The following is a 25,739-nucleotide window of genomic DNA, read 5'->3' on the forward strand; positions in this document are numbered from 1 at the left end:
TTACACCTGCCCCATCGCCATCATCGGCGCCGCCTCGCCGCGCTTGAGCAGCGCATAGAGCACCCCGGTCACCACACTGCCCGCGGCAATCGCCAGCAGGTAGAGCAACGCGTGGTTGATCGCATTGGGGATCAGCAGCACGAACAGCCCCCCGTGGGGCGCAAGCAGCTTGCAGCCGAACAGCATCGACAGCGCACCGGTCAGCGCACCGCCGGCGATGCTCGCCGGGATCACCCGCAGCGGGTCCTTAGCGGCGAAGGGAATCGCCCCCTCGGAAATGAAACACAGCCCCAACACCAGCGCCGCCTTGCCCGCCTCACGCTCGCTCTGGGCGAACTTGCGCCGCGCCAGCAGCGTGGCGATACCCATGCCGATGGGCGGGACCATACCGCCAGCCATCACCGCCGCCATCGGCGCATAACTCTGCGACGCGAGCAGTCCCACCGAGAACGCGTAGGCCGCCTTGTTGATCGGCCCGCCCAGGTCTACACACATCATCCCGCCCAGCAGCAGGCCGAGCAGGATGGCGTTGGTGGTGCCCATGCCCGCGAGAAAGTCAGTGAGTGAACCCATCATCGCCGCCACCGGCGAACCCACCACGTAGATCATCACCAACCCGGTGAACAGGCTGGCCAGCAAGGGGATGATCAGGATCGGCTTGAGCGCCGCGACGCTTGTCGGCAGTGGAAGCCACTGGGCAATCGCCCGCGCCGAATAGCCCGCGAGCAGGCCGGCGACTATGCCGCCAAGAAAGCCCGCGCCCAGCGTGCTCGCCAACAGCCCGCCGATCATCCCCGGCGCCAGGCCCGGACGGTCGGCGATGGACCAGGCGATATAGCCCGCGAGCATCGGCACCATCAGCTTGAACGCCGCGTCGCCGCCGATCTGCATCAGCGCCGCCGCCAGGGTGCCTTGCTGCTTGAAGGCCTCGATGCCGAAGACGAATGACAGCGCGATCAGCAAGCCGCCCGCTACCACCATCGGCAGCATAAAGGACACGCCGGTGAGCAGGTGCTTGTAGACCCCGCGCGCCTCATTCCTGGTTGGCGCCGCACTGCTGCCGGCAGATGAAGCGGACTCCACCGTCGCTTCCTTCAATGCGCCTTCGATAGTCGCCTGCGGCTGCTTCAGCGCAACGCCAGTGCCACAACGGAAGATGCGCTTGCCGGCGAACCGCTCGGGGTTGACCTCAATATCGGCCGCCAGCAGCACCACATCGGCGGCCGCGATTTCTTCCGCGGTCAGCGGGTTGCGCGCGCCCACCGAGCCCTGGGTTTCCACCCGCAGCTCGATGCCCATCTGCTGCGCCGTCTGCTGCAGCGCCTCGGCCGCCATGAAGGTGTGCGCCACACCCGTCGGGCAGGCGGTCACGGCAACGATCTTCGCTGCGCGCTCTGCTACGGCCGGCGCGCTCGAAGACTCACCGGGCTGCCAGACCTGCGCCTCTTCCTGCGCTCGCTGCAGGAAGCTGGCCGGCTCGGCCAGCGCCTCGGCAGGCCGGGCCTGGACCAGGCGCTTGCCGGCGAAGCGCGAAAGCTCCAGCGGCTGCGTACTGACCACCAGCACCCAATCGGCGGCGGCGATCTGGCCGTCGCTCAACTGGCGCTCCGGATGCTGCGGATCGCATTGTTCGACGCACACCGACCAGCCCAGGCGCTCGGCCGCCGCACGCAGCAGGCGAGCGCTGAGCACACTGGAAATCTGGCCGTTGGGGCAGGCCGTGATCAGGGCAAGGTTCATCGTCATACCTCTTGTTGTTCTATCGCTCAGGACTGGACAGGAGCCAGCCCCTGAACCTGCACCGCGTCTTCGATGCGCTGGAGCCGCTGCGCATCGCCGATGCCGAACTGGAATTGAGTGACCGCCAGCGCCGCCACCGCCGTGGCCTGGCGCAACACGCGCTCGGCCGGCCAGCCTGCGAGCAGGCCATGGACCATGCCGGCCAGCAGGGAATCACCTGCGCCCACCGTACTGGCCACCTCCACCTTCGGCGGCACAGCCTGCCAGACGCCCTGCGGGCCGAACCAGCACACGCCCTCCGCGCCCTGGGAAAGCACCACCTGCTCAATGCCACGAGCTCGCAGCGATTCGACCTGCGCGGCCAACTCCTCGGTGCTGCCGGCGAGCTGTCCACAGGCCTCGCCCAGCTCCTGGTCGTTGGGCTTGATCAGCCAGGGCGCGGCCTCGATGCCGGCGCGCAGGGCCGCGCCGCTGCAATCGAAGGCGACCTTCAGGCCCTGCCCCTGCAGGCGCAGCAACAGCTCTCGCAACCACTGGGGATCGACGCCGCGCGGCAGGCTGCCGGCGACCACGGCGATCTCGAAGTCGGCGGCGATCAGGTCGAGGCGATCCAGCAGCGCGTCCTGCTGCGCCTCACCGACCTCGGGACCGGGCCCGTTGATATCGGTGATGCGTCCGGTGCCCTCGGCAAGCTTGATGTTGCTGCGGGTTTCGCCCGGCACGCGGACGAAGGCATCAATGAAGCCGCGACGGCGGAACAGCGCTTCGAAGGGTTGCGCGTTGTCCGCGCCAAGGAAGCCGGCAACGGTCAGTGAATGCCCAAGGTCGGCCAGCACCTGGGCGACGTTCACGCCTTTGCCGGCAGCCTGGCTGAGCACCGACTCGCTGCGATTCACCTCGCCGGGCGCAAGCGTCGGCAGACACACAGTGAGGTCCAGTGCGGGGTTCAGGGTCAGGGTCAGGATGCGGGCCATCAGTGCACCTCCGGCAGCGCGAGGGCGACACTCTGGCGAACGTCCGCCGCCGAGCACAGGGTCAGGGCAGCTTGCGCCAGTTCGCGGGAAGTCGGCAGGTCCAGCTCGCGGACCCGCGCCTTCACCAGGGGAATACTGCGCGCCGAGACGCTCAACTCGTCCACTCCCAATCCGACCAGCAATGGCACCGCCAGCGGGTCGGCAGCCAGCTCGCCGCACACCCCCACCCACTTGCCGTGGGCATGGGCGGCACGCACGGTCATGTCGATCAGTTGCAGCACCGCCGGGTGCAGGCCATCGGCCTGGGCGGAAAGGCTCGGATGGCCACGGTCGATGGCCAGCGCGTACTGGGTCAGGTCATTGGTACCGACGCTGAAGAAGTCCACCTCGCGCGCCAGCACCGGCGCCAGCAGCGCGGCGGACGGCACCTCGACCATGATGCCCAGCTGGAGATCATGCTCGCCGCCCAGCTCCGCACAGAGTTCGAGGGTGAGATCACGGGCCTGCCGCCACTCCTCCACCTGCCCGACCATGGGGAACATGATGCGCAGCGGGCGGCCGGCGGCGGCAGTCAGCAGGGCGCGCAGCTGGGTGCGGAAAATCTGCGGGCGCTGCAGCGTGAGGCGCACGCCACGGATGCCCAGGTAGGGGTTGGTTTCCTCGGGGATCGGCCAGTACGGCAGCGGCTTGTCGCCGCCCACATCGAGTGTGCGTGCCACCAGCGGGCGGCCGTCGAGGGCGTCGAGGACGCGCCGGTATTCGAGCTCCTGGGTCGCCTGGTCCGGCGCCTGGGGGTTGTCCATGAAGACGAACTCGGTGCGCAGCAGGCCCACGCCCTCCGCCCCCAACTCCACGGCATTCGCCGCACCGGCGGTGTCGCCAAGGTTGGCGCAGACTTCCACGGCATGGCCGTCGCGGGTGACTGCCGGCTCATGACGGCGCGCCTCGGCTTGTTCGGCGCGGCGCTGGCGCAGGTCGCGTTGGGCGGCAGCGGCGTGCAGCGTTTGCGCATCCGGCGCGATGCTCAGCTCGCCCTTCTCGCCATCCAGCAGCAGGGCCGTGCCGGACTCCAGCGCCAGCACGCTTGCCCCGGCGCCTACCAGTGCGGGAATGCCCAGCGCGCGAGCGATGATCGCGCTGTGCGAAGTCGCACCGCCGCGCGCGGTGACTATGCCAGCCACGCGTTCCGGGTCCAGTCGCGCCACGTCGGACGGGCCGACTTCATCCATCACCAGGATGTAGGGCTCGTCGGGTTCCACGGCGCTCTCGACGCCACACAGGCGCGCCAGCACCCGCCGACCGACGTCGCGCAGGTCCGCCGCACGCTCGGCCAGCAGCGCGTCACGCAGAGCCTCCTGCTCGCCGGCCACGCGCTCGATCACCTGGCTCCAGGCCGCTTCGGCGCTGGCGCCCTCGACCAGCCACGCCTGCACCTCGGCGAGCAGTTCGGGGTCGTCCAGCAGGGCCTGGTGGGTGACGAAGATGTCGCGGATCGCCTTGACCTGGCTGCGCTCGACCAGGGTTTCGATCTCCCGGCTGATGGCCGTGCGCGCCTCGTCCAGGCGCCGGCGTTCGGCTTCCGCTGACTCGCCGCGCGCGTCGAACTCGAAGGCACGGGCGACCTGCACGTAGGCCGGGCCATGGGCAATCCCCGGCGACGCGGGGATGGCCTGGAGCTGCGCGCCCGCTTCGGGAGCCCGCACGGCCTGCAATTCCTGCTCGTCCAACTGGACGCTTTCGACGACCGGTTCGAGGGATTCCGGCAGCGGCTCGACCTCTTCGCCCAGCCCCTGTTCCACTGCCACGCGGACGGCAAGCAGCGCAGCGTCAGCGATCTCCGGTTCGGCGAAGAACTCCAGCATCTGCCCACGTCGCGCACCGAGGCTGAGCAGCTTGCTCAGACTACGGATCGACACCGGGGCGCTGTCGCCCTCGGCGATGCGCACGCGGATATCTCCGCTGAAGTCCCGCGCCAGCAGCATCAGCACCTGCGCCGGGCGGGCGTGAAGACCATGGGGGTTCGCCAGCGGAACACGGATGCTCGGCCAGTCCACCGGCAATTCGCCGCCCAGGGCCTCAAGCACCGCGCGAACGGAAGTGGTACCCGCCAGCTCGCCGGCACGGCCATCCACCAGCAGGTCGCACAGGCGCGCGAATACCGCTTCATGGGCATCGCCCTGGCGAGCCAGACAGAACAGGCCGTGCACCGGCTGGCCGGCGTGGCTCAGCTCGCGCATGGGGGTGACGAAGACGAGGCCGGGTCGCGTGACGCATTGCTCGCTGTCCTGCCACCAGAGCCCGGCGCCCAGCGGCAGGGCTTCCTGGCCGTGCAGCGCGGCAGCGAAGCCGGGCACGACGCAGCCGGCCTTCTTCAGGCGGCGGGCGCCGACCAGCGCCAGTTCGTCGAAATCCTCGGCCGCGACACCGAGCCCGACCAGTTGCTCGTCGAACAACAACGGCTGCGACGCCCCACCTTGCAACAACTGCAGCAGGTCTTCGGGCTTCTGCGCTGCACGCAGCGCCGCACCTACCTCGCCGTCACCCAGCGCACGGGTGAGCAGTTGCAGCAGGCGCAGGTGTTCGTCGGACTTGGCGGCAATGGCGATAGCCAGGTGAACGGTCTGCCCGTCGCCCCATTGCACGCCCTCGGGGAAGTGCATCAGGCGCACGCCGGTGCGCTGCACCAGATGGCGCGTGTCCGGAGTGCCGTGGGGGATGGCGATGCCCTGTCCGAGGTAGGTGGAGCCCTGCGCCTCGCGGGCCTGTATCCCGGCGAGGTAGCCCGGAGCAACCAGGCCGTCGTCTTCGAGGGCAGAGCCGAGCATGGCCAGGGCGGCCTGCTTGTCGGCAGCGCGCTGGCCCATGCGGACCTGCTGCGCGTTGAATTCGAGCATCGCTTGTCTCCTCACCGGCGTTCGCACGCGCCGGCGCTGGGGCGGTTATCCGCTTGTACGGTGATCAGCTTAGAGGTTGCGGCGCAGGAACAGGGTTCAGGCAATACTGCGTGCGCAATGCTGAATCGTTTCACCTATTGAGACTGGCACGTTACTCGATAATGCGTGATCCTTGAAGCCCCCAATTGTCGGCAGCATCCCGCGTTGAAACTCACTGATATCGCCCGCCTGGCCGGTGTTTCGGTCACCACCGCCAGCTACGTGATCAACGGCAAGGCCGTCCAGCGTCGCATCAGCGCCGCCACGGTGGAGCGCGTGCGCGCGGTGATCGAGGAGCACGGCTACCACCCGGACCAGCAGGCCGCCAGCCTGCGCCGCGGGCAGACCCGCACTCTGGGCTTCATCCTGCCGGACCTGGAAAACCCCAGTTACGCCAAGCTCGCCAAGCTGCTCGAACAGGGCGCCCGGGCACGCGGCTACCAGCTGCTGATCGCCTGCTCCGACGACGAACCGGACACCGAGCGCCAGGTACTCAACCTGTTCCGCGCGCGACGTTGCGACGCACTGATCGTCGCCAGCTGCCTGCCCAGTGTGGACGACAGCCACGCGCGCCTGCAGGCCGACGGCGTGCCGATCATTGCCGTGGACCGCCAACTCGACCCGCAACGCTTCTGCTCGGTGGTGAGCGACGACCGCGACGCCAGCCAGCGTCTCACTGCCAGCCTGCTCAAGCCGGCGCCGCGCAGCATCGCCCTGCTCGGCGCACGACCGGAGCTGATCATCTCCCAGGAGCGCGCCGCAGGCTTCCGCAGTGCGCTGCGCGACTACCAGGGCCAGGTGCTGATCGAGCACGGCGAGACCTTCAGCCGCCCCTGCGGCCGCCGCCTGATGGAAGAGCTGCTGGCCGGCCAGGGGCAGTTGCCCGACGCGCTGATCACCACCTCCTACGTGCTGCTCGAGGGCGTCTTCGACGTGCTCCAGGCCCTGCCCAACGGCTGGCCGGCGGACTTGCGCATCGCCACCTTCGGCGATACCCAACTGCTGGACTTCGTGCCGCTGAAGGTCAACGCCATTTCCCAGCAGCACGCGCTGATCGCCGAGCGCGCGCTGGACCTGGCGCTGGCCGCCATCGAACAGAACAGCTACACCCCTGGCGTCCACCCGATCCCGCGCAACCTCAAGCTGCGCACGGAGTGAACCGATGCGCCTGATCGATACCCACAACCACCTCGACTGCCCGGACTTCGAGCAGGACCGCGCCGCCGTGCTGCAGCGCAGCCGCGAGCTGGGTGTGGAGCGACAGGTGCTACTGGGAGTGTTCCGCGAGAACTGGGAGGACGTCTGGGCGCTGGTGGAAACCGAGCCTGACCTGTACGCCGCCCTCGGACTGCACCCGATCTACCTGGCACAGCACCGGCCGGAACATCTGACAGCGCTCCGCGAGTGGCTGCAGCGCCTGGCCGGACACCCGAAGCTCTGCGCGGTCGGCGAGATCGGGCTGGACTATTACCTGGAAGACCTCGACCGCGATGGCCAGCAGGCCATCTTCGAGGAACAGCTGCGCATCGCCATCGATTTCGAGCTGCCGGTGCTGCTCCACGTACGCCGCGCCCATGCAGCGATGATCGCAACGCTCAAGCGCTACAGGCCCGCGCGCCAGGGCATCATCCACGCCTTCGCCGGCAGCCGCGAGGAAGCCCGCGAATACCTCAAGCTGGGTTTCCGCCTGGGCCTGGGCGGCGCGCCGACCTGGCCGCAGGCCAACCGCCTGCGCAAGGTGGTGCCGGAGATTCCGCTGGAGTCCATCGTGCTGGAGACCGACTCGCCGGACATGGCGCCGTCGATGTACCCCGGCGTGCGCAACAGCCCGGAGCACCTGCCGGAGATCTGCGCGGCGCTGGCGGAGCTCAAGGGCGTCAGCGCGGATGAACTGGCCAGCGCCAGCACGCGCAATGCGATGGAATTGTTTGGCTGGAGCTGAGCGGTTGCTCTTCTTAGGAGCGAGCTTGCTCGCGAACCACACGAGGATGGAGTGACCTGCCGAATCTGTTCGCGAGCAAGCTCGCTCCTACAGGAAGCCGGCAAGCGGATTCACCGACAAACCGATGCCCGTGAGATGGGGTGCATCCGTGCGACCCACGGACATCGGCCTGCTGGCGAAAACCTGGTAACGGGGCGGATCACAGCATCCGCCCCGGAGTCAGTGACGATCAGACGCGGAACGCGCCGATCAGTCGCTTGAGTTCCACCACCTGCCCAGCCAGTTCGCGGCTGGCGCGCTCTGTCTCGCTGGCGCCTTCGGAGGTGCGCTCGCCGGCTTGGTTGATCTCGACGATGTTCTGGTCGATGTCATGGGCCACGGCGGTCTGCTGCTCGGCTGCGGCGGCGATCTGCTGGTTCTGGTCGACGATGGCGCCCACCGCCTGGAGGATGTTCTCCAGCGCCAGCTGTACCTGGGCCGACTGGCTGACGGTACCGTCAGCGGTCTGGTGACTGCTGCCCATGGCCTTCACCGCCGCGCCCACGCCGTTCTGCAGGCGCGCGATCATCTGCTCGATCTCTTCGGTGGACTGCTGGGTGCGCTTGGCCAGGGTACGTACTTCGTCGGCCACGACCGCGAAGCCCCTGCCCTGCTCACCGGCGCGCGCAGCCTCGATGGCAGCGTTGAGCGCCAACAGGTTGGTCTGCTCGGCAATGCCCTTGATCACGTCCAATACACGGCTGATGGAGGCGCTGTCGGCGGCCAGTTGGTTGATCACCGCCACCGACTCGTCGATCTCGCCAGCCAGGCGCTGGATGCTGCCCACCTGGGACTCCACCAGGGCACGGCCGCTGGTGGTTTCCAGGTTCACGTTGTGCGCGCTACCCACCGCCACGGCGGCACTGCGCGCGACCTCCTGGGCGGTCGCGGCCATCTGGTTCATCGCCGTGGCGACCTGCTCGATCTGGTTGCGCTGGCCGGCCACCGCCTGGTTGCTTTCAGCGGACACCGACTCCACTCGCACGGTCTGCCGCTCCACCTCGCTGACGGTGCGACCGACCTGCTCGATCAGGTCGTGGATCTTCGAAACGGTCTGATTGAAAGCATCGCCCAGCTCACCCAACTCATCGCGGCTCTGGGCCTGGAAATTGACGGTCATGTCGCCAGCGGCAACCCGCTCCATCATCTTGCCCAGGCTCTTCAGGGTGGTGCGGGTGGAAACGTAGAAGCCGCCGTAGAGGTAGACGATGGAGACGAACACCACCAGCAGAGCGACGACCAGCAGCACCATCTGCCGCTGCTTGCTGGCCAGGCGGGACTGCAACTGGCCATCAAAGAATTGCAGGACATGGTCATCCAGGCGATAGGTCTGATCCATCGCCTTGCTGACCTGCTCGTAGAAGTCGAGCCACGGCGTGTCGAGGGTGTCGGCCATCACCACCTTGTCCTCGAACAGTTTGCCCATGCTCTTGATCGTTTCGCGGCTCGCCTGGGCGTCGTCGGACAGCGCGCTCTGCGCCGCCGGGCTCGCGCCCAGGGCTTCCTGCAGCTTGAGCCCGTACTCGGCGTGCAGCTTCTCCAGCTCCTGCAGCAGGTCATCCAGCTTGCCGCTGGTGGAAGAGTTGAGGAAACCCTGCCCCAGCGCGCTGGCCCCCATGGTGCGCCCCTGGCTGAGGGTTTCGGTAACCTGCGGGGTACCGGAGGTGATCAGCTCGGCGAGCTGGCGCAGGTCGCGGGCGTCGTCCTGGCTCAGGCCGGCCTGGGATACCAGCAGCTTGTTGAAGACCTGCACTTCGCTGAGCAGGCGCGCGGCCATGGCCGACTTGCTCTGCAGCGAACCCTCGGCGTCCACACCCTTCAAGCTGGCCAGCAGTTCGTCGCGCTTGGCATTGAACTCGGCGATCTGCTCGGCGTCCTGCGTGACCGGCTGCAAAGCGCCGATCTGTGCCTGCAGGTCCTTGTGCAATTGGCCGATACGCGAATCGATGCCGGCGGACTTGTTGGACTGTCCGAGAATCCCATTGATCTGCAACAGGTCGTTGTAGGACTCGAGGTGGCGGCGAATCTTCAGGCCGTCGCTGATCAGCGACAGGCTTTCCAGTTCGGCGCGGGTACTGACGAACTGCCCGTAGGAGTCGCGCACCAGGTAGAAGTTGGTAATCAGCATCGGCAGAAAGAACAGCACACTGATCAGGCTGAACTTCATACCGAAGCTCAGACGGTTCATCAGCGCGATGGCCGGATAGAGCACGGTCCTCACGAAAGACGTCTCCTGTTCCCGTTATTGTTATGTTGCTTGTCGGGGATGGTGCAGCGCGCCCCTGGACGGGTCGTCGCCGCGCGCGCTCACCAGAGCGGCCACTGTCGTGCAGCGGCCGTCACCTCACGCTTCGAGTGCGATGTGTACCTGATATCGGCGGGGAGTTCTGTAACTTAAGGTTAAAATGCCATCATCGGACCGGCGGGCGCCGGCCCGATTCGCGGGATCAGAGCAGCAGCGTCCACACCGCAAAGATGGCGTACCAGAGCACGGCAGAGCGCACCAGCAGCTGCCACAGCGCATCCAGGCTGGCGACGCCCTTGGCGCCCAGGCCACCTTCGTTGAAGTCTTCGGCCACATAGCCGGCGCGGGCCAGCAGACGAGCGGCAGGTACGTCCCAGGCAAGCAGGTCATGCAGCAGTGTGCGGGTCACCGCGACGAAGTTGCCTACGAGGGCGAAACTCAGCACCAGCGCGCGCGACGGCAACCAGTCGAAGGCATGCCGCAGTTGCACGGTGCGCTCGCGCAGTTCCGGCTGGCGCGCCTGCTCGGCGGCGATGGCGAGCAGGCGGTAGGCCAGCGCAGCCACCGGGCCGAGCAGCGCGTACCAGAAGATCACGGCGAAGAAGGCCTGGTAGGCCTCCCACACCAGCGTGCCCTGCACCACGGCCAGCAGGTCGTCGTCACCGTCTGCCTGCACCTGCACGCCCAGGTCGCGCTCGGCGACGTGATAGGCGGCCTGGGCATCCTCGCGGCGCCAGGCATCGCGGAACGGCCCGATGGCCCGCAGCACGTCGCCGCGCCCCAGGCTCCAGACCACCACCAGCAACTGCACCGGCAGCGCCAGCAGGCCATAGGCGACCGGTTCGAGAAGGGTCAGCAGCAGCGCCAGCAACAGCAGCGGCGGCAGGACCGCCACCAGCAGGCCGAGCCAGGGTTGCGCCACCAGCGACTTCACGCCGCCCACGGCATCCAGCCAGCCGAGCCACCAGCCGTCGCGCTGAACCTTTGCGCGCCAACCGGAGAACTTCTCGACCAGCAGGACCAGCAACAGCACCAGGAAACTCATGTCGGCTCCTTCTTCAGGCCGGCGCCAATATCGGCAAAGTAGCGCGTCCAGTCGAACGCCTCGCCCGGGTCGGTCTTGCGCTCCGGGGCAATATCGCAGTGGCCCTGGATGCGTTCCGGGGTGATAGCCGGGTACACCTTGCGCAATTGCCGTGTCAGCTGAGCCAGCACCTCGTACTGACGCTCGCTGTAAGGCTCGGTATCGGTGCCTTCGAGCTCGATGCCGATGGAGAAGTCGTTGCAGTTCTCCCGGCCGTCGAAGCGCGACACGCCGGCATGCCAGGCGCGCGAGTTGCAGGAAACGAACTGGAACAGCGAACCATCGCGCTCGATGAGGAAATGCGCCGAGACGGTCAGGCTGCAGATGCTGGCGAAGTACGGATGCTCATCGGCGTCCAGGCGGTTCTGGAAGAACTCCTGCACCTTGCAGGTACCGAACTGGCCGGGCGGCAGGCTGATGTTATGGATGACCAGCAGCGAGACTTCCTCGCCGTCGGGGCGCGCGTTGAAGTTCGGCGAGGGGCAGCGCTGGGCTTCGAGGCACCAGCCGGATTCGGGGTCGATCTGCATGGAGACTCCTTGGCAGAGCCCCACTCTAAAGCAGGCGACGGGGGAAATGAACTCGCTGGCACGCGGCCAGCGGGCTCAGAGCCTGCTTACGATCTCGCGAGCTAGAGCAGAACGAGACCGATTTCAACGCAGTTGGCGACGCGCAGCAGATCGCAAGCAGGTTCTCAGGCGTTCTTCAGGCGCCGCAGGTTGCCGATCACCGACTCCAGGGCGCGATCGAACAGCAGCGCGTCGTCGAGCAGGCGCACGGCGTTGCGGCGGAACTCGACGGCCAGGCTCATGCGGGTCTTCTCCAGCACCTTCATGCCGGTGCGATTGACGAAGATGTAGCGACCGCTCGGGCGAATTACCGCAGCCAGCTTGCAGCGCAGCTTGTGCTCTTCGTCTTCCTGAATTTCCACCCAACTGCCGACGCGCAGGTCGTCGACCTTGCGCAGCGACTCATCGTCGTCGGCAAAGGCCTCCTCAGGCTCTAGGGCAGAGGTCGGCTCCGGCGAGGCGAGGACAATCTCCTCGACTACGGCAACCATGGCCGGCTGTGCAGCAGCAGGCGCGACGGCTGCCGGCGCATCCAGCGGGTCGTCGAGCAGCGGCAGGTCGTCTTCCAGATCGAGCAGCGGAGATTCCTCGACCTGCTTGTAGCGCTGGAAGGCCTGCACATGCAGCCCCTCCAGGCGACTGAAGAATTCGCCGGTGGAGAACGGATCGAAGGCGGCCGAAGCCAGACCCTCGCGCAGCGACTTGAGCAGTTGCGGAACCATTTCCAGCAGGCGCAGGCGCGAATCCGGATCTTCGTGGGGCTCCACGCTCCAGATCAGGCCATCCATGGTCGCCAACGCAGCTTCCCACTCGCTGGAGTGAGTGCCGTGCTTCAGGCAGGTCAGCAGCAGGACCTGGCTCCAGGCCTCCTGCAGCAGGCGCACCACCACTTCGGGCAGGGTGCGACCCAGCAGGCGCTCATTTAGCACGCCTTCCACGTCCTGGCGGGCCAGTTCGGCGCGCGCACGGCCTTCCTCAGCATCGCGGGTGCGCTGCTCCAGCAGGTCGCTGCGACGGCGCTCGTCGCCGGTGAAGGAGATGAACTCGTCGAGCAGCTCGGAGAAGATCGCCGGGTCATCGACGAAGTCGTTCAGCAGGCGCATCACCACCTGCTCGATCTTCTGGTACAGGTGGTCGCGCTGGCCATCGGATTGCTCGGCCCAGCCCAGGGCGGCCGACGCGATCTCGTTGAGCAGGCGACGCGCCGGGTGGCTGCCACGGCTGAAGAAGTTCTTGTCGAGGACCGCAACCTTGAGCATCGGGATCTGCATGCGGCCGATCAACGCCTTGAGCGAGTCCGGCAGGGTGCGGTCATCGAGAATGAATTCGAAGAGCATGGAGACGAGGTTGATGACGTCCTCGTCCACCTGGCCGACCACGCGGGAACGGCCGCTCTTGCTGCTGACGCGGGTCAGCAGGTGATCCAGGTGCTGGCGCACGTCGATCTCGTCGATGCTCTGCGCCGGCAGGTGCGACTGCAGGTGGGACAGCAGGCGCATCAGGTCGTTACTGGAGATCGGCACCGCATCGGCCGGCATCGGGCGTGCCGGGGCGGCACTGCCGCGGACTTCGGACAGCAGATCGCGCAAGGCGGAGAAGGCGGCCTGACTGTCGGCGTCCATATACTGGCCAGCGACCTGCTCGCCCGTTTCGGCGGCGGCGGCGGAAGCGGGCGCGGCACCCTGGCTGCTGGCCACGGTACGTTGCGGCGGGCGACGCAGCGGGACGGATTTCAGCTCCGGCAGCACGCCCAGGGCGATCAGTGTCTGGTTGGCTTCCGCGTACAGGTGCTCGGCGTCGGCCAGCACGTACTTCTCGAAGAGCTTGAGGATGATCAGCTTGACCTTGATCTCCACGCCCAGGCCACGGCAGGCATCGAGGAAAGCCTCGCACAGCTGGCGCGGACCGAGCGGGTTACTCTTGTCCTCGACCTTCTTGCTGACCAAGGTATTGATACGGGTGGTGAGGTGCGTGAGGGCGACACCGTCGCGGCTCATCACCTTGGCAACCATGGCGTCCAGGGCGACAGACTCTTCCAGCTCGTCGTTCTGCACCAGGGTGAGATTCTCGTAGGACACCGTGTCCAGCACCGGCGCGCGGCCGATTTCGTACTGGTTCAGGTTGGCGAAATTCTCGAAGACTTTCTGCAGGAAGCCGCGTTCAATCCCCTTGCGCTTGAGGCGCAGGTCACGCATGGCTTCGAAGTAGGCGCTCTGTTCGGCGTTGTTGGCGGCGCGATCGGCCATCTCGAACAGGGTGTCATCGGCGTTGTCGAACAGGGCCTGCATGGCATGACGCAGTTGGACGGCGACCTTATCGCGGACAGCGACGAGCCCCGCCGGAATGCGTCCAGCGAACGAATTCTGCGAGGGCTCCGTGGCCGGCTTGTTCAGCGGCACTACGTTCGCGTCGTTCTGCATCGCAAGTCTCCTGCCGTCAGACCTGTCTGGCGGCACCAACAGTCATCGAAGCGTCATCCGTAACGTCAATTTAGTGGCGTCAAAAAGCGGAAAGGTTCAACGTCATTATAGGGAAGCTTCCTACACAACCAAGAGACATTTCACGCATTCTTGAAGAAATTCACACTGAAGCGCCCGCCGTCCGTCCGACAGTTCGCACGGAGGTCCAAAAAAACACCCTGCCCTGCACGCCGCGCGCTGTCGCCCGTATAATCGCGCCACTGCGAACAGGAGCCTTCCATGCCGAACCTCACCCTCGCCGAGCTTTCCGGGGAAATCCAGGCCAACGTCCGCGCCGCACTGGCCGAAGACGTCGGCAGCGGCGACATCACCGCCCAGTTGATCCCCGCCGAGCGCGACGCCAGCGCCCGCATCATCACCCGCGAGAACGCCGTCATCGCCGGCACCGCCTGGGTCGACGAGGTATTCCGCCAGGCCGACCCGCGCGTGCAGGTGAAATGGCAGGTCCGCGACGGCGAGCAGGTCAGCGCGGACCAGACCCTGTTCACCCTGGAAGGCCCGGCCCGCGCCCTGCTCACCGGCGAACGCAGCGCGCTGAACTTCCTCCAGCTGCTCTCCGGCACCGCGACCCGCGCCCGCCACTATGCCGATCTGGTGGATGGCACCGGCGTGAAGCTGCTCGACACCCGCAAGACCCTGCCCGGCCTGCGCCTGGCGCAAAAGTACGCGATCACCTGTGGCGGCTGCCATAACCACCGTATCGGCCTGTACGACGCTTTCCTGATCAAGGAAAACCACATCGCTGCCTGCGGCGGCATCGCCCAGGCCATCGCAACGGCCCAGCAGATCGCCCCCGGCAAGCCGGTGGAGATCGAAGTGGAAGACCTGGACGAACTGCGCCAGGCACTGGAGGCCGGCGCCGATATCGTCATGCTCGACGAGCTGAGTCTGGACGACATGCGCACCGCCGTCGCCCTCACCGCAGGCCGCGCCAAGCTGGAAGCCTCAGGCGGTATCACCGAGAGCAGCCTGCGCACCATCGCCGAGACCGGCGTGGACTACATCTCCATCGGCACCCTGACCAAGGACGTCAAGGCGCTGGATCTGTCGATGCGGCTGAGCCTGTAAAATTTCCTACTCGCGTTCACGCCGCCCCTGATAGTGCCGATTCCTGTGCCTCTGACATACTCAGACGCTCACGAATCGGCAAACAGCGAAGAGAGCAAGAGCGCGATCATGACGAAAAGGATTCTGCTGACTGGTGGCTGTGGCTACATCGGCTCCCACATCTGCCTGGAACTGATCGAGCAGGGCTTCCACCCCATCGTCCTCGACAACCTCAGCAATAGCTCGCCCATCCCGCTGCAACGCATCGAGCAACTCACCGGCCAGGCAATCCCTTTCGTGAAAGGCGATGTCCGTGACGAGGCCGTCCTCGACCGACTGTTTGGTGAACACGAGATCGATGCCGCCATTCACCTTGCCGGCCTGAAGTCCGTCGCCGAATCGGTCGCCGATCCCATCGCCTACTACCAGACCAACTTCGCCGGCACCGTCACCCTCTGCCAGGTCATGCAACGCCATGGCGTGAAGCGCTTCATCTATAGCTCTTCAGCCACGGTCTACGGCCTGGCAGCCGAAAGCCCGATCCGCGAGGACGCCCCCACCGGCCCGGCCAGCCCCTACGGCCAATCCAAGCTGATGGCGGAAATCGCCCTGCGCGACATAGCCCACGCCGACCCGCAGTGGACCATGGCCATCCTGCGCTACTTCAACCCGGTGGGTGCCCACGCCAGCGGACGCATCGGCGAAGACCCCAACGGCATCCCCAACAACCTGATGCCCTATATCTCCCAGGTCGCCACCGGCAAGCAGCCTTTCATCCGCGTCTTCGGCAACGACTACCCCACCCCGGACGGCACTGGCGTACGCGACTATCTGCACGTCGTCGACCTGGCCAACGCTCACCTCAGCGCCCTGCGCTGGCTGGACCGAGCCAGCGGCGCAAAGACCTTCAACCTCGGCACCGGCCGCGGCTACAGCGTGCTTGAAATCATCCATGCCTATGAAAAGGCCTGCGGCCGCGAACTGCCCTTCCAGTTCCTGCCCCGCCGCGACGGCGACATCGCCAGCTACCACGCCGACCCGACCCTCGCCGGCGCAGAACTGCGCTGGAGCGCCACCCGCGACATCGAAGACATGTGCCGCGATGCGTGGAACTGGCAGAGCCAGAATCCCAGCGGCTACGCCTGACTACTTCTCACTGGCCGGAAAACAAAAAGCCCCGCTCGAAAGCGGGGCTTTTTGCTGAAGATGGTGCCGGTAAGAGGAATCGAACCCCCGACCTTCTCATTACGAATGAGCTGCTCTACCGACTGAGCTACACCGGCGGCGGGCGTAAGCTACCACCACACTCCCATCTAGGCAATTGCCCCGCTTTTGCGGGCAATGGGCGAGAGTTCAGTCACATATTGTCTCACCTGCGTTTCAGAGAATTCCCACGACCAGTAAAACTCGACAGAATGGCCGGACTCTTTTTTGCCCGGACATTTCGATGAGCGCACTCGACCAACTCCGCACCAGGATCGCCGCCGGATCCGCCGTCGTGGGCATCTATGGGCTGGGCTATGTCGGCCTCCCCCTCGCGCTGCGTTTTTCCGAAGTCGGCATCAAGGTGATCGGTTTCGACATCGACGAAACCAAGGTCAGCGCCTTGAACGAGGGCCGCAGCTATATCGAGCGCCTGGGGCCTGAGCTGATCGAGGCCGCCAGGGCCACGGGATTCGAAGCGACCCGCGACTTCTCCCGCAGCCATGAAGCGGACGTCCTGATCATCTGCGTCCCCACGCCTCTGGACCGCCACCATGAGCCGGATCTGAGCTTCGTGATCAACACCACTGAAGCCATCCTGCCGCACTTCCGCGAAGGCCAGTTGCTCAGCCTGGAAAGCACCACCTGGCCGGGCACGACGGAGGAAGAACTCGCTCCGCGCCTGGCCCGGCACGGCTTCATTCCCGGAGAGAACTGCGCACTGGTGTTTTCTCCGGAACGAGAAGACCCGGGCAACCCGCGCTTCGGCACCCGTGATATCCCGAAAGTCATTGGTGGCATGACCGCCAGTTGCCTGGAGCTGGGCAGCGCCATCTACGCCCATGCGATCAATACCATGGTCCCGGTGAGCAGCCCCCGCGCCGCGGAGATGACCAAGCTGCTGGAGAACATCCACCGCGCGGTGAACATCGGCCTGGTCAACGAGATGAAAATCGTTGCGGACAAGATGAGCATCGACATCCACGAAGTCATCCGCGCCGCCGCCACCAAGCCGTTCGGTTTCGTGCCCTACACCCCCGGTCCGGGGCTGGGCGGCCACTGCATTCCGATCGACCCGTTCTACCTGACCTGGAAGGCCAAGGAGTACGGCGTCAATACCCGATTCATCGAGCTGGCGGGCGAGATCAACCACTACATGCCCAAGTGGGTTGTACAGAAAGTAATGGACGCCCTGAACAACCTGGGCAAGGCGGTTAAAGGGAGCCGCATTCTCGTGCTGGGCATTGCCTACAAGAAAAACATCGATGACTCGCGGGAATCTCCGGCCATCGAAATCATGCAGTTGCTGACCAACAAAGGCGCCGACGTCGAATACTCCGACCCACATATTCCGGTATTCCCCAAGAAGCGCGACTATTCATTTGATCGCACCAGTGTTGAGCTGACACCCGACTCGATCAAAGGTTTCGACTGCGTCGTGCTGACCACGGACCATGATGGATTCGACTATGAGGAGCTAGGACTGCATGCACATTTGATTATCGACACCAGAGGTGTATTCCCTTCTAAAAAAGCCGTCCAAGCGTGATAGCCAATATGCCCGACACCCGTGATATGAATTGGAGCGACTTGTACGAAAACAATATTCGCTCGTATCAGAAAGGCCGACCCAAGCGCGGCATTTTTATAGCCGACCACTTGATTCGGACAGGACTTCACGAGCAAATAGAGAGCTTTCTCGAAGAAGGCTCATTCAGTGCAAAGGACTCGATCTATCTTGCCGAGAGATTTCGCGGAAAATATTGCATTGCCACCGACCTCAATGAGTCAGCGATGAAAGGCGCTGCGCATTCACAGGTGAGCTCATGCGTGGCTGATGCATTCAAACTTCCGTTTTCAGATCGACAATTTTCGGTAACCTTTCACTCCGGCCTCATCGTGCTTTTCCATAACGAAGAGGCGATTCGTATCGTAGAAGAGCAATTGAGGGTCACCGCGAAGATTGCCTTTGTTTTTGCTCATAATCAGCACAACCGAGTGGACAATCTCGCCAGCCTGTTGAAGCGGATCGCCGGAAAAAGGATCTTCACATTCAGGCGTTTCACTACTGCCGATCTGCAAGCCATTGGCGAGCGAACAGGCTGTTCCTTCGAGATCGTGGCGTACGACAACATGCTGGAAAATTTCGTCAGCAGGAATGTTCCCTGGCTACTGCCCACCGTGAGGCTCCTGAGGCTGCACCGTATCAAAGCGCTGGCCAATGAACTGGTCTTGATCATTACGCCATGAGACATGTCGTCTTGGGAGGCAGTGCAAACGCACTTGCGATTTGCAGGCAACTGGACTCGCCTGGCACCGTTCTGGTGGACGTTCAGGAGCGGGCGCCAGCTCACCGGACCCGTTACACAGAGTCCGTCACCCTGACATCCGATGCCGCCGAGGATATTCTCAGAACGCTCCTCGACCTGCCATCCGAGCAGCCTCGGATTCTTTATCCAACCAGTGACTTCTGGTTGGAGTTCATTTCCCAGCATGCTCAAACATTGCGGGAAAACGGCTTTCTTTTCTTCCAGAAGTCGTGTGATTGCGCGGAAATCTTGCTCGACAAGTTGAAATTCTTCGAAGTGATGAACCGCAGGTTTCAGGTGCCTCACACCGAAGCAGCAGAAGGCTTTGCAGAGTCCGCAACGGAAATAGTCAAACCTCGCCGGGCATTCATTGGCGGGAAGCTTTCCCAGAAAGGATTCCGCAGCAACGCTCCAGGCCTCTCCAGCACCCACATCAGACAACAACGACTGAATTCAGACCTGCACAATCATCTGTCTATTTCTGGCCTGTTCCTGGATGGATCACTCACTGCCAGCATCTGCACTAGGAAAGTCCTTGAGTATCCACATCCTGGCGGAACGGCAGTTATGGTCTCGACCATTGACTCAAAGGAACTCATAGCTCGCCTCGAAGTCCTCGCCCAACAAGCACTGCGGCACCTAGACTATGAAGGAATATTCGAACTGGAGGCTATTCTCCAGGAGGGCGAACTCTGGCTGCTTGAGATAAATGGTCGATTCTGGCTGCAACACGCCATGGGCAGTAATCGGAAAGTAAATTTCTCAAGGGCTTACGCAGAGGCACTGCTCGGCAATGTGCCTGCCTCTTCTACACTAAATGCCGACAAGGTCGTGTGGATTCATGAGGGCATGCCAGTTGCTTTTTTGAAAGCTTCCCGCGCTTCCAAGATAGATGCCATCAAAACCATGTTCGGCAAGGGTCAATGGATCTTCGCTCACTTCAATCGCAAAGACTATATGCCATTCATTGAATTCATAAAATGCAAACTGGCAAACTGATTAAAAAGGCCATCGCGCCGCTTACGGCGATCCTTTTTCTAGCTTTCTGTTATCTGCACAAGGAAGCCTTCAGGAACCTCACGTCATTCCCGCCAGACAGCCTCCTCTGTATCGTCGCGCTCTATCTGCTCTTCCACCTGACCAATGCTCTGGTACTAAAGCAGTTGAGCGACAAGATCAATCCAGCCGGAAACCTATTGTTCTTCGTCGGGGTAAATCAGATATCGAGCGCTTGGAACTACGTAGCGCCTCTGCGCCTGGCGCAGTTTGGCAGCCGCGCCCTGTTGCTAAAAAAGCACCTGCAAATATCGATTAGTCAGAGCGCCGCGCAATTCAGCATTGCCTCGATCTTCAACGTCATCTGCAACGTCGCTGCAACCCTACTGATATTGTTCATTGAGCCCCAAGCAGTCCCCAACGCTTTGCTACTAACCTTGGCAGGTCTCGCAACACTGGGGGGTATGGCAACCTGTCTTTACTTACCCCGACTCAGCCGCTCGAATGCATCCTGGATGCAAGAACTCGCGGGCCCCTTCCAGGTACTACGGGGCATGGATGCCTTCAAGCTTTTGAGCTTGAACAGCATACAGATCACGCTCTCCACGGCGATTACTTATGTGCTGTTTCAAGGGGCCGGCCTTGTCTTCGAGCTGACCGATTGCATCCTCATCGCCACCGCCAGCGTATTGCTTTCCATCGTATCGCTAACACCAGGCAACCTGGGTTACAAAGAACTTTCCCTGACACTGCTGGGGAGCTGGCTCGGTCTGGAGCAAGGACCATTACTGGCAGCGCTCATGCTCGACAGGGCAATCCAGCTAGGCCTGACACTGTCATTGGCGGCCATCTTCTCACTATCTCTGCAGCGCCTTTCGCCGCCGTAGCTATGAGAGCAGCTCCTGCATGGTGACGATCGAAGCCTGCTCCTTGAGTGCCTGGACGAAAGCAATGAATGCTCCTTTCCCTCGACCCGCAATAAAGCAGGGATGCGAGTAATACACGCCAAACCCCGACTCTCCTATGCTCTGCGCTACTGCATCTTCCATCGACCTGCGCCCTCCAGATGCCACCAACCATTCCAGATAGTCCACGGTGTTGGCCGCCGCCAGCGTCACGGGTATATCGGGCAGCCCACACTGGCGCCGCAGAATCACTCCGCGCATGTCGATGAAGTCGGATAAATAGCGGCATCCCGCCTCGGCAAGCAGTTCATAAGCAGGCTCACTCACTGCAAAACCCGGGCTGCTGAATCCGAAGCCTTCAGCCCCCAGCAATTGCTGATAGCGCTCTATGGCAGGCACGAGAAAGGAGTGCATCTGCGCAGTAGACATGGTGGATGCGGCGTAATGCCACAAACTGTGGTTGAGGCCGCCATGCAGGCCAATTTCATGGCCTCGCTCTTGCGCCTGCCTCAGAGCAGGCCCAGACAATCGTTGCAATTCGGGATTGAGGAGAATGCTTTCGAACAAGCCCAGCCAGCCGATTTTGCTGCGGATCGACAGTTTGGCGGGAGCGCTCGCGGAGGCCGTGTGGAGAGCACCTCTAGTGAGGCGTCGGCGTAGTGCAGCAGGGACACTGACCGAACGCCCCATGTTGGCAAAGATGGTGAAGCGAACACCCAAACTGTCACCCAGCGCAACGACCTCAGCGAGCCGACGGGCGCAAACCGTGGTATCGATATCCAGGCGAATGGCATATCGGCGCGTCACGTGGCAGGACTCTCCAGGCAACTGTCAACCACCCGCGCGGAAGGCGAAGCTTCCGACACCAGGGGCGCTCTGGGAGCCCGGTCATTCAGCGATGCCATGAACGCCAGAACACGCTGCGGCTGGTACTCGGACAAGGTGCAGTTGTCATCCAGGCCCTCTTTGCGCTCTGTCGCCGCCCGCAACAACAAGAGCGGCTTGCCCAGGTAATAGCACTCCTCCTGATTACTGCCGCCGTCGCTCACAACGAATCGTGCAGCCCGCACTAGATGCATGAAGCGCAAATAATCGTAGCGCTGGCGCAACTCGAGTCCTGGTAGCTTCGACAAGCGATCGAACAGCCCGTACTGCCTCAGCTTACGCTCGGTCGGCTTGTGCAGGATGAAGAGCAAGGGGAACTGCCCCGCGACTAACTCAATCAATTCGACGATACGCAGAAGGGCGTTCTTGTCCTTGAGGTTTTCGAAGCGGTGAATGCTGATAATTCCGAAGTCCCCTGGAGGCACCTGAAGATCGAAGTCCTGCGAGCGACTCAACATGATCCGCAGCGAGTCCTGCAGCGTGTTGCCGCCGATATCAATGTTTCGGCCACCTCGATATCCCACCACGTTGCCGAGCGCCCACCCCCCAGGACAGAAACGAATATCGGCCATGCGCCCCACCACGATGCGGATCAGCTCTTCGGGAAACGGATGGAAATAGTTGAAAGAGCGCAGACCGGCCTCTACATGGCCGACTCGCTGTCCACCTATTTTGGCAATGAACGCTCCCAACAGCGTGGAGGCGGTATCACCGTGAACCAGCACTATCCCATTACGCACGGGGAACAAGCTACGACGAGTGCGGAACGCCCGAAACATCACCTTGAGCGACCAGGTCAGCATCTGCCGGATCGAAACGATATCCTGCCCCTCATGCAGAAATACTTCCGGTCCGGCCAACTGGAAGTTCGCCAGGATATCGTCCGTGGTGTCCTTGTGCTGGCCGGTGGAAATGAACCGGTACTCCACACCACGATCACGAAGCTCCATCATCACCGGCGCCATCTTGATCAGCTGTGCTTTGGTGCCCAGCACGACGTAGATCATGTCAGTCCCCGGTACGACTATAGAGCAGGTTGGTGATCTGTTCGGAGACGAGTCCCATCAGGAAGACCATGATGGATGTCGTGAACAGCAACGCACTCATGTTGGTGAAGCGCGAATACTCGATGAAGGTGTAGAGGTAGTACCCCAGGCCCAACGTAAACAGACTGGCACTGATTGGCAGGAATATCTTCAGCGGCGAATACAGCGTGCCGATCTTGAAAATAATCATTAGGAAACGAATGCCATCCCGAACCAGCTTGATATGGCTTTGTGTCCCCGCCAGCCTCGGCTTGACGTCGACGGGCACATAGGCCACGGAGTGACCGGCTCGGAAGAAGCACATGGTCGTGGTAGTCGGATAGGAAAAACCATTGGGCAGCAGGCAGATGAATTCTTCGACCAATGCACGGCGCATAGCGCGGAATCCAGAGGTCAGATCCGCCACAGGCTGCCCCACCATCCAGCTTGCGAGGCGATTGTAGAAAGCGTTAGCCATACCACGATGAACGCCTGCCTGGGCGGTGCCAGAGCGAGAGCCAACGACCAGGTCATAGCCATCGTCGAGCTTACTCAGCAGCAACTCGATATCAGCAGGACGATGCTGCCCATCCGCATCCATGCACACCACTACTTCTCGGCTGGCACTGCGCAGACCACTTTTGATCGCCGCACCGTTACCCTTGCTATAAGGGTGGCGAACCACCTTCGCGCCGAACTCCGCGGCTACGGCGGAGGTTGAATCAGTGGAGCCATCGTCGACCACGATGATTTCCGCCTGCGGATACAACTGCCTCAACTCCGGCAACACCAAGGACAGGCCCTGCATCTCGTTCTTCGCCGGCAAAATGATCGAGATGTCTCTCCCGCTTTTTTCCACTTACCCCTCCTTCCGCTTCGCAGACTCTCTCTCGACGTACTTCATTGCCGCCGCACAACGCTCACGCCGAGCATCGGCCAACCAGGGATTACGCGGCAGGTTCCGGCACATCTCGGTGCCGACGAACTGGCGGGCCTCATCAAATTTCTGCTGGCGCACCCAGTACCCCAGGAGAACTTCCGCTACCCCCGGGTCATTCTTGATGGCCCAGACCTTTTGCAGGTAAAGCATCGCCGTCTGATCATCACCGCGCTCCACAGCCAGACGCTGGAGATTGGAATAAAGGTGCAGCAGATAGCCATTGGCGCCGCCTTTCTCCTGGGCTGAGGCCATCGCTGCCAGCAAGTGTTGTAGATCGTCCAAGCCCAGCGCCTTGCACTGGCCGGACTCGATCTGTTTGAACATACTGGTCAGTGCTGACGGAGCACTGCCCAGATCAGGTCTTGCCGCAAGGCTCAGCGCCTGTTCGTAATGACGGCGCACATCAGCGTCTCGCCCTTCGATGCAAGACAACAACATGGCCTGTACCGCCGATCCGACGCAGTCGGGGCAACGCTCGGTCTGCATCTCCATCACGCGCCCGGCTTCGTAGACCTTTCCTTTGCCCAGGAACATCAGTGCGAGATGCTCTGCCGCTCGGGAAGATCCACGCGCCGTATCGAACCACACCAGCGCCGCGTCCAGAGGCTTGCTCCACAAAGAAGTCACCTGGCACAGAATCGCGAGCATCCCTACGCAATAGGCGGCGACTACGCCAAGAGCGATTTTTCGATAACGGTCTGCTAGGCCAGATACTCCCCAGACGATTGCGAGGCAAGGACCAAACAACGCGACGTAATTGCGGTGTTCAAAGTACAACTCCAGGCCAACCACCGTCGACTCCAGCAAATGGGCAGCGAGGAACCACAGCACAGCGAATGCGAACACAGGAGCGCGACGACGCAAAGTAACGGCCAAGAGCAGGCCACCAATCAGCGCCAGAATTGCCAGCCCATTGCCCCAGCCGAGCATCCGCTGAACTGGATATTGATCATGAAAGGGACTGATTGCGAATGGGTCGGGCAGAAATGCAGCGCGCAGGTAGTCGAACAGCACTACCGACTCAGTCAACAAGCGTTCTTCAAGGGTGAAGTCTCGACCCGAGTAGTCAGTACTGGACAGGCTTCTAATGACCAGATACGCCACTAGCAACAGGGTCGTACCGCCGGTAAGTGACAGGCGCAACCTCCGCCATGGCGCGACCTCCGGGACACCCGCCAGCAGCGTCAACTCCAGTACGAAAACGAAAACCGGCAGTAGTGCCCCGTTTTCCTTGGCAAACATCGACAGGATGGTTGCGCAACCCAACACAGCCAAGGGGTAAAGAGTGCTGACGAATTTTCGCTTATCCAGCGAGCGCAGGGCTCGCAGATAGCCAAACACGCCAAGAAATACGAAGACAGCCGAGAGTCCGGCCATACGCTGGACGGTGATCAGCGAGGTGGTCACCTGAATCGGCAGCACAGACCAGAGAACAGTCACCAGAAGAGCTGTAGAACTCGCACGGGCAGGCGCAACGCCCTTGAGTATCAAGAGGGTGCGAGTCAGCAATAGCACCAATGCTGTGTTGACAACATGCACCGCGATATTGATGCGTAGAAAGTCGGAAACGTTATTTGGCCAATCACTCTGGTTGAGCAGGAAGCTGAACATGCTCAACGGACGCCCGAGCGGGCCGGATATATCCCCCAGTGCATAGATCATTGCAGAGGAAAGATCATGAGCTGCGGTTAAGCCAGATAATGGACGGATATCGTCGTAATAGAACGTACCGGGCAACCCTAGAGAGTAGGCCAGATATAGACAAACTCCCCAGACGAGAGCGGCCACGGTAAGGGAACGATTGAGTTTCAGAGTCACACCCTTGAAGTACAAATAAAAATGGACCGCTAGGCGGTCCATTTTTTAGCTCCGGAGATTACTGGCAAGCCTTCGGCTTGTACTCAGGATCTGCGTTGCTGGAGCAGGTCCACTCACCGCTGGTGCCGTTACGGGTCCAGGAAATGGTTTTACCATTCACTTGGGTCGGTGCGTTAGCGAGAGTACAAACGATACCGCCAGCCTTGGTAGCTACGATGCCGCAGTTGGAGGTAGTAGCCTGCAGGCCGATATCAGCTGCAGAAGTCACGTCCTCATCTTCGTTAATGCGAGTTTCGAAAGCAGTTTTGCCAGCGGAGATTTCGGCCAGACCCGCAGTGATCTTCGCCTTAGCCTGGTACTTGCTGTAAGCCGGGATGGCGATGGCAGCCAGGATGCCGATGATTGCAACCACGATCATGAGTTCGATCAGGGTGAAGCCTTTTTGAGCCTTCATAGTTCTCTCCAGGATTTGTAGAAAGGTCGTTGGACCTGAGTCCTTCAAAGCAGCTTCCGTGCCAAATCTCCTACACCCTGAAAACCGCTACTCTGTAGGAAAACGCAATGTTTCTTGAGAGAAAATTACGCAGGAAGTGACAAAATTTGAC

Annotated in this window: 20 protein-coding genes, 1 tRNA gene and 1 pseudogene; 8 read left to right on the forward strand and 14 right to left on the reverse strand. The window is 62.6% G+C overall.

Annotation, left to right across the window (positions count from 1 at the left end):
- Genes IB274_RS09025 through ptsP form a run of 3 tightly spaced genes read right to left on the reverse strand, consistent with a single transcriptional unit; the run spans nt 1 to nt 5,608 of the window.
- A complete protein-coding gene (locus IB274_RS09025; protein ID WP_192431638.1) occupies nt 1–1,740 on the reverse strand; it encodes a PTS fructose-like transporter subunit IIB in 1,740 nt (579 codons plus the stop codon).
- A 26-nt stretch (nt 1,741–1,766) separates the two neighbouring features.
- Nucleotides 1,767–2,714 carry a 1-phosphofructokinase gene (pfkB, locus tag IB274_RS09030; RefSeq protein ID WP_192431639.1) on the reverse strand — a complete coding sequence of 316 codons (948 nt, stop codon included), beginning with the start codon at nt 2,712–2,714 and terminating at the stop codon, nt 1,767–1,769.
- Nucleotides 2,714–5,608, reverse strand: coding sequence for a phosphoenolpyruvate--protein phosphotransferase (gene ptsP / locus IB274_RS09035; RefSeq protein ID WP_192431640.1), 2,895 nt, complete (start codon nt 5,606–5,608; stop codon nt 2,714–2,716). Before ptsP ends, pfkB begins: the two co-directional genes overlap by 1 nt.
- Nucleotides 5,609–5,812: 204 nt before the next feature.
- Here ptsP and cra point away from each other — a divergent pair, with 204 nt between their 5' ends.
- The gene (gene cra, locus IB274_RS09040; RefSeq protein WP_192431641.1) at nt 5,813–6,805 is read left to right on the forward strand and encodes a catabolite repressor/activator; all 993 of its coding nucleotides are present in this window, start codon (nt 5,813–5,815) and stop codon (nt 6,803–6,805) included.
- Nucleotides 6,806–6,809: 4 nt separating this feature from the next.
- Nucleotides 6,810–7,589, forward strand: a complete 780-nt coding sequence (locus IB274_RS09045; RefSeq protein WP_192431642.1) for a TatD family hydrolase — start codon at nt 6,810–6,812, stop codon at nt 7,587–7,589.
- Between the two features lie 229 nt (nt 7,590–7,818).
- On the opposite strand, the gene IB274_RS30095 is transcribed toward IB274_RS09045, so the two are convergent.
- From IB274_RS30095 to IB274_RS09065, 5 genes and pseudogenes are all read right to left on the reverse strand, one after another.
- Nucleotides 7,819–8,532 (reverse strand): methyl-accepting chemotaxis protein, encoded by a 714-nt coding sequence (locus tag IB274_RS30095; RefSeq protein WP_412548417.1) that lies wholly within the window; start codon nt 8,530–8,532, stop codon nt 7,819–7,821.
- A gap of 144 nt (nt 8,533–8,676) precedes the next feature.
- A pseudogene (locus IB274_RS30100) lies at nt 8,677–9,816 on the reverse strand (HAMP domain-containing protein); the annotation flags it as partial.
- A 259-nt stretch (nt 9,817–10,075) separates the two neighbouring features.
- Nucleotides 10,076–10,918 carry a regulatory signaling modulator protein AmpE gene (ampE, locus tag IB274_RS09055; RefSeq protein ID WP_192431644.1) on the reverse strand — a complete coding sequence of 281 codons (843 nt, stop codon included), beginning with the start codon at nt 10,916–10,918 and terminating at the stop codon, nt 10,076–10,078.
- Nucleotides 10,915–11,487 (reverse strand): 1,6-anhydro-N-acetylmuramyl-L-alanine amidase AmpD, encoded by a 573-nt coding sequence (ampD, locus tag IB274_RS09060; protein ID WP_192431645.1) that lies wholly within the window; start codon nt 11,485–11,487, stop codon nt 10,915–10,917. The genes ampE and ampD overlap by 4 nt, the downstream gene beginning before the upstream one ends.
- 164 nt (nt 11,488–11,651) lie before the next feature.
- Nucleotides 11,652–13,946 (reverse strand): DUF1631 domain-containing protein, encoded by a 2,295-nt coding sequence (locus IB274_RS09065; RefSeq protein ID WP_192431646.1) that lies wholly within the window; start codon nt 13,944–13,946, stop codon nt 11,652–11,654.
- Nucleotides 13,947–14,225: 279 nt separating this feature from the next.
- On the opposite strand from IB274_RS09065, the gene nadC reads away from it, so the two are divergent.
- Both nadC and galE read left to right on the forward strand, forming a co-directional pair.
- Nucleotides 14,226–15,074, forward strand: coding sequence for a carboxylating nicotinate-nucleotide diphosphorylase (gene nadC / locus IB274_RS09070; protein WP_192431647.1), 849 nt, complete (start codon nt 14,226–14,228; stop codon nt 15,072–15,074).
- Between the two features lie 108 nt (nt 15,075–15,182).
- Nucleotides 15,183–16,199, forward strand: coding sequence for a UDP-glucose 4-epimerase GalE (galE, locus tag IB274_RS09075; RefSeq protein WP_192431648.1), 1,017 nt, complete (start codon nt 15,183–15,185; stop codon nt 16,197–16,199).
- Nucleotides 16,200–16,260: 61 nt separating this feature from the next.
- Here galE and IB274_RS09080 read toward each other — a convergent pair.
- Nucleotides 16,261–16,336 (reverse strand) — tRNA-Thr (locus IB274_RS09080).
- A 164-nt stretch (nt 16,337–16,500) separates the two neighbouring features.
- Between IB274_RS09080 and IB274_RS09085 the strand changes: the two genes are divergently transcribed.
- The 4 genes from IB274_RS09085 to IB274_RS09100 are packed head-to-tail and all read left to right on the forward strand — an operon-like array spanning nt 16,501 to nt 20,448.
- On the forward strand, nt 16,501–17,805 hold the full coding sequence (locus tag IB274_RS09085; protein WP_192431649.1) for a nucleotide sugar dehydrogenase: 1,305 nt from the start codon (nt 16,501–16,503) through the stop codon (nt 17,803–17,805).
- An 8-nt stretch (nt 17,806–17,813) separates the two neighbouring features.
- Nucleotides 17,814–18,506: a class I SAM-dependent methyltransferase gene (locus IB274_RS09090; protein ID WP_192431650.1), complete on the forward strand. Its 693-nt coding sequence runs from the start codon at nt 17,814–17,816 to the stop codon at nt 18,504–18,506.
- The gene (locus IB274_RS09095) at nt 18,503–19,564 is read left to right on the forward strand and encodes an ATP-grasp domain-containing protein (protein WP_192431651.1); all 1,062 of its coding nucleotides are present in this window, start codon (nt 18,503–18,505) and stop codon (nt 19,562–19,564) included. Before IB274_RS09090 ends, IB274_RS09095 begins: the two co-directional genes overlap by 4 nt.
- Nucleotides 19,546–20,448, forward strand: a complete 903-nt coding sequence (locus IB274_RS09100) for a lysylphosphatidylglycerol synthase transmembrane domain-containing protein (protein WP_192431652.1) — start codon at nt 19,546–19,548, stop codon at nt 20,446–20,448. The genes IB274_RS09095 and IB274_RS09100 overlap by 19 nt, the downstream gene beginning before the upstream one ends.
- Here IB274_RS09100 and IB274_RS09105 read toward each other — a convergent pair whose 3' ends face one another.
- The 5 genes from IB274_RS09105 to IB274_RS09125 are packed head-to-tail and all read right to left on the reverse strand — an operon-like array spanning nt 20,449 to nt 25,588.
- Nucleotides 20,449–21,273 (reverse strand): polysaccharide deacetylase family protein, encoded by an 825-nt coding sequence (locus IB274_RS09105; protein WP_192431653.1) that lies wholly within the window; start codon nt 21,271–21,273, stop codon nt 20,449–20,451.
- A complete protein-coding gene (locus IB274_RS09110; RefSeq protein WP_192431654.1) occupies nt 21,270–22,358 on the reverse strand; it encodes a UDP-N-acetylglucosamine 2-epimerase in 1,089 nt (362 codons plus the stop codon). The genes IB274_RS09105 and IB274_RS09110 overlap by 4 nt, the downstream gene beginning before the upstream one ends.
- Before the next feature lies 1 nt (nt 22,359).
- Nucleotides 22,360–23,235 carry a glycosyltransferase family 2 protein gene (locus tag IB274_RS09115; RefSeq protein ID WP_318652864.1) on the reverse strand — a complete coding sequence of 292 codons (876 nt, stop codon included), beginning with the start codon at nt 23,233–23,235 and terminating at the stop codon, nt 22,360–22,362.
- On the reverse strand, nt 23,236–25,176 hold the full coding sequence (locus IB274_RS09120) for a tetratricopeptide repeat protein (RefSeq protein ID WP_192431655.1): 1,941 nt from the start codon (nt 25,174–25,176) through the stop codon (nt 23,236–23,238).
- A gap of 16 nt (nt 25,177–25,192) precedes the next feature.
- Complete coding sequence (locus tag IB274_RS09125) at nt 25,193–25,588, reverse strand: pilin (RefSeq protein WP_192431656.1); 396 nt, start codon at nt 25,586–25,588, stop codon at nt 25,193–25,195.
- Nucleotides 25,589–25,739 lie beyond the last annotated feature (151 nt).

The organism is Pseudomonas sp. PDM18, from assembly GCF_014852585.1.
Classification (GTDB): Bacteria; Pseudomonadota; Gammaproteobacteria; order Pseudomonadales; family Pseudomonadaceae; genus Pseudomonas.